Consider the following 1,781-nt stretch of genomic DNA (forward strand, 5'->3'; position numbering starts at 1 on the left):
CCTTACCATTCTTATCCTTGAGTCCTGTTGATTGCATGAGTACGATTTCGTCAAAACTTATGAAATTTGTTTCACCAAATTCCCAATGCTCACCAACTAAAACACCTTTTTTAAAATCTATCAAAGAAACATCTAGCATTGTTTGCAATTCTTTATCCCACACTCTGTACTTCGGTATCATACCAAATCCTCCTATTCCTTTTTAAAATAATTTTATTTGCTTCTCATAAGTATCAAGTCTCTGTTTGGCAAGGTTAAAGATTCTTTTGTCAAGCTCGCAACCTACATACTCAAAACCTAATTCTTGACAAGCGATTAAACTACTTGCTGAACCAACATGAGTATCAAGAATCTTGTCTCCGTCTTTTGCGTAAGTTTGAAGTAACCAAAGATAAAGATTTATCGGTTTTTGTGTCGGATGGATTCTAACCTCATTTAAGGCCTTATTTCCTTGTTGTATATGACCTTCAGATATTGACTTTCCTTGCATCATACCATTCCACATATATCGAAATAAGCGTGTGCTGTCATATAAACTGCAGTATGCTATCTCACAATCCGAGAAACTGGACTGTCCATTAACTTTATCCCAAACGATACGGCCAGAACCAAAAGAATAGTCGAAGTAGTTCACTCCCCAAATGATTTGATTTTTTGAAACTCTAAATAACTCATCAAAATAATCTCTATTTGGAACTTTCCACTCCGATATTTTGTCATACAGTCTATTGACACCAATCGGACTGATTTTTCGACCATAGTATTCTCTTTTTTCTGGACCAGAAAAATATGGAGGATCTACAATAGCTAAATCAAAATAGTTGTCAGGATATCTTTTCATGACGTCCATACAATCTTCGTGAAGAAATAATTTCACAACATCGCCTCATCCCCAACTTTGATTTTCTCAAACTGTTCTTTCGTAACTACAAAAATCCCATAATCTCTGATAGTCACTGTGTACAGCTTCCCATGCCGTCCTTTCTCAACGACCTTGCCAAAAATCTCAGCGCCTGCGTTATCAACCTTATAGATAACCAGCGGCTTCTTCTCTTCCAAATCTCGAATCCTGTCCATCTGCCAGATGTTTAGTCCAGCAGATAATAATATCCAGATTGCGATAAAACGTTTCATTCTGTAATCTCCTTATAAAGTAAAGTCATATCAAAACCACCCTCGATAAATCTGTATGTGAGTTCTTTGTTAATTCCATTTCCTAAGCAATGATAAATCACATCTACATTAATATTTGAACCTAAATATTTTTCTAAACGTGTGCGATTATCTACATAAAAGTCGATATTTCGCTTTTGTTGTTGATAAGGTCTAGCTTTGGATATATCCCTAGTACACCACATTAGTACCTTTGAAATGACATCATTCTTTGTCAAACAATCTCTTAAAGAAAAGTATGTGTTTGTTTTTGGGATGAGAATAAGTTCTAATTGCCTGTTTATAAATGAGTCGGGAAAATAACTCATAAGCTTTTTCAATTCTTCAAAGACTTCATTATTCATCACTGCACCTCATTTTTCAATTCAAAACCAATTCCATATAAGAGCAAATCATTTTGAAAGTCAACGAATGCTTCAATCATCTCAGCTTCTTGAAAGTCGTATTCCTCAACCGTACTTAAGAAATCATCAATATCATTTCTTTGTACACTTCCGTATTCTGTCTTTGTGTGTTCCATGGCTTGTTCATAGCCATCAAAATCAATTGTGTAGCATATTCTGCCACTCGAAAAATCATATTTGTAATTCTTGATAATCATCCCTCAA

At 34.9% G+C, this 1,781-nt stretch carries 5 protein-coding genes; all 5 read right to left on the reverse strand.

Annotated elements, in window-relative coordinates; genetic code table 11:
- On the reverse strand, window positions 1-181 hold a 181-nt coding region (locus tag SMIDD26_RS12380; protein WP_246747034.1), incomplete at its 3' end, for a YopX family protein.
- A 21-nt stretch (window positions 182-202) separates the two neighbouring features.
- Window positions 203-877 (reverse strand): DNA methyltransferase, encoded by a 675-nt coding sequence (locus SMIDD26_RS10280; protein WP_061440041.1) that lies wholly within the window; start codon window positions 875-877, stop codon window positions 203-205.
- The gene (locus SMIDD26_RS10285) at window positions 874-1,134 is read right to left on the reverse strand and encodes a DUF1372 family protein (protein WP_061440042.1); all 261 of its coding nucleotides are present in this window, start codon (window positions 1,132-1,134) and stop codon (window positions 874-876) included. Before SMIDD26_RS10285 ends, SMIDD26_RS10280 begins: the two co-directional genes overlap by 4 nt.
- The gene (locus SMIDD26_RS10290; protein WP_061440043.1) at window positions 1,131-1,517 is read right to left on the reverse strand and encodes a hypothetical protein; all 387 of its coding nucleotides are present in this window, start codon (window positions 1,515-1,517) and stop codon (window positions 1,131-1,133) included. The genes SMIDD26_RS10285 and SMIDD26_RS10290 overlap by 4 nt, the downstream gene beginning before the upstream one ends.
- Window positions 1,517-1,774, reverse strand: a complete 258-nt coding sequence (locus SMIDD26_RS10295; protein WP_061440044.1) for a hypothetical protein — start codon at window positions 1,772-1,774, stop codon at window positions 1,517-1,519. Before SMIDD26_RS10295 ends, SMIDD26_RS10290 begins: the two co-directional genes overlap by 1 nt.
- Window positions 1,775-1,781: the final 7 nt, after the last annotated feature.

This window comes from Streptococcus mitis (genome assembly GCF_001579035.1).
GTDB classification, from domain to species: Bacteria; Bacillota; Bacilli; order Lactobacillales; family Streptococcaceae; genus Streptococcus; species Streptococcus mitis_J.

Coding starts and splice junctions, on each gene's coding strand:
- SMIDD26_RS10285 (WP_061440042.1), bottom strand. CDS start 1,134: ATGAAACGTTTTATCGCAATCTGGATATTATTATCTGCTGGACTAAAC.
- SMIDD26_RS10290 (WP_061440043.1), bottom strand. CDS start 1,517: ATGAATAATGAAGTCTTTGAAGAATTGAAAAAGCTTATGAGTTATTTT.
- SMIDD26_RS10295 (WP_061440044.1), bottom strand. CDS start 1,774: ATGATTATCAAGAATTACAAATATGATTTTTCGAGTGGCAGAATATGC.